This window comes from uncultured Vibrio sp. (assembly GCF_947488985.1).
GTDB lineage: Bacteria > Pseudomonadota > Gammaproteobacteria > Enterobacterales > Vibrionaceae > Vibrio.
Genome location: NZ_CANLBV010000195.1, coordinates 1 through 1,982, shown reverse-complemented (window position 1 = coordinate 1,982; position 1,982 = coordinate 1). Strand labels below are relative to the sequence as shown.

1 protein-coding gene and 1 pseudogene are annotated in these 1,982 nt (G+C 43.1%); one reads left to right on the top strand and one right to left on the bottom strand.

Going from position 1 to position 1,982, the window contains the following annotated elements; genetic code table 11:
• Window positions 1–77: 77 nt before the first annotated feature.
• Window positions 78–437, top strand: a pseudogene (locus Q1A70_RS19660) (DapH/DapD/GlmU-related protein); the annotation flags it as partial.
• Window positions 438–543: 106 nt separating this feature from the next.
• Here Q1A70_RS19660 and guaD read toward each other — a convergent pair.
• The gene (gene guaD, locus Q1A70_RS19655; protein ID WP_299695634.1) at window positions 544–1,905 is read right to left on the bottom strand and encodes a guanine deaminase; all 1,362 of its coding nucleotides are present in this window, start codon (window positions 1,903–1,905) and stop codon (window positions 544–546) included.
• Between the last annotated feature and the right edge of the window lie 77 nt (window positions 1,906–1,982).

Genomic DNA, 1,982 nt, shown 5'->3' with positions numbered 1-1,982 from the left:
AATGACAGATACCGCCTTAGTTGGCGGTATCTGTGTTGATATTAGAAAGTCAATGAGTCGGTTCGTAGACGCTTACCTTTAATTTAACGTTGGTCGATGATACTCATATTTATATTGGTGACTACGTAATGATAGGCCCCAATGTGACTATCGCCACAGCGGGACACCCAATCGAACCAAGTTTAAGAAAGAAAGCTGCGCAATTTAATATCCCCGTGATTATTGGTAATAATGTTTGGTTAGGTGCTAACTCTGTAATTTTACCGGGTGTAACCGTTGGAGAGAATACGGTGATTGGTGCAGGTAGTATCGTGACTAAAGATATACCAGCTAATGTTGTAGCAGTTGGTAATCCATGTCTTGTTCTTAGGGAGATCAGCGAGCATGACAAAGAGTTCTATTATAAGACCCGCAGAATAAATGATACAGCACCCTAACAAGACGCTCAACCAGCCCCCCCCCAGCTACAAGCTTAACCGGGGGGAGGTTAAAATGGCGATTCAAGTTGAATCAAAATTGGAGACTTATATTATTGAGATTTGTTTAGTCTTCTGAATAAGCCAGTTTGCCAGCGACATAAGTGGCATGAACATTTCGGTCATCTCCTAGCATCATTAGAGCAAAAAGCTTGTCTTCTAAGTCGGTCGAGTGTTTATGACGCAGTTTTTGCAAATCTGTACTCGCCCAATTAAGCACCACAAAATCCGCTTCTTTACCTGTCTCAAAGTTACCCACTTTATCTTCGATACTGAGTGACTCAGCACCGCCCAATGTCGCAAGATACAATCCTTTAAATACTGATAGCTTCTGTCCTTGTAGCTGCATGATTTTATACGCTTCACTGAGCGACTCTAGCTGATTGAAGCTAGTGCCTGCGCCAACATCGGTGCCAAGACCGACACGTACACCTTTTTGTTCTGCGGTTTGCAGATCAAACAACCCGCTGCCCAGAAATAAGTTGGACGTCGGACAAAATGAGATAACAGAGTCAGTACGTTTAAATGAATCCCATTCTTTGTCTGTTAAATGCACCGCATGAGCGAAAATAGAGCGATCGCCTGCCAAGCCATAGTGCTCATAGGTATCAAAATAACCTTCACGATCAGGGAATAATGATTTCACCCACTCGATTTCATTTTTGTTTTCAGAGATATGTGTGTGGACGTAGACATCAGGGTACTCAGCTTTAAGCTTGCCAGCAGCAGCCAGTTGCTCTGGTGATGACGTTGGAGCAAATCTTGGGGTAATGGCATAACGCAAGCGCTGAAAGTTGTGCCACTTTTCAATCAAAGACTTACTATCTGCATAGCTAGATTCTGGGGTGTCGAGTAGGTATTCAGGGGCATTTCTGTCCATCATCACTTTGCCCGCAATGATACGCATGTCAATTTTAAGCGCTTCTTCAAACAAGGCGTCTACAGACTGGGGATGTACAGTACCAAACACCAACGCGCTGGTGGTGCCATTCTTCAGTAGTTCATTGATAAAGAATTGAGAGATTTTTTGTGAATGTGTGGCGTCTTCAAACTCTTTTTCTGTGGGAAAGGTATAGGTTTCTAGCCACTCTAACAACTGTTCACCGTAGGCGGCGATCATTTGGGTTTGAGGATAGTGGATGTGGGTGTCGATAAAGCCAGGTACAACCAGCTTACCGCGATGATCGATAATCTCGGTGTGTTGAGTTGCATCTGACTCGGTAAAAGCCTTAACGGATCTAACATGTCCATTTTCAATGACTAGCAAGCCATCATCAAAGTATTGATAAGCGTCAGTAACATCCGTTGTCTTGGCTGGATCTTGCGTAAAGTGCAAAATGCTAGAGCGTATCACGGTGGTTTCCGCTAGTACGGAAGAAGAGAACAGAAAGGTATAGATCAAAGACAGCAGGATGGATATTTTATTCATTAGGGCGTGTTGATCTTTCGTGAGTGTTTTTTGAATAGCATGGTAAAGAGTTATAATTTGCTTTGCCAAAAGTAAAA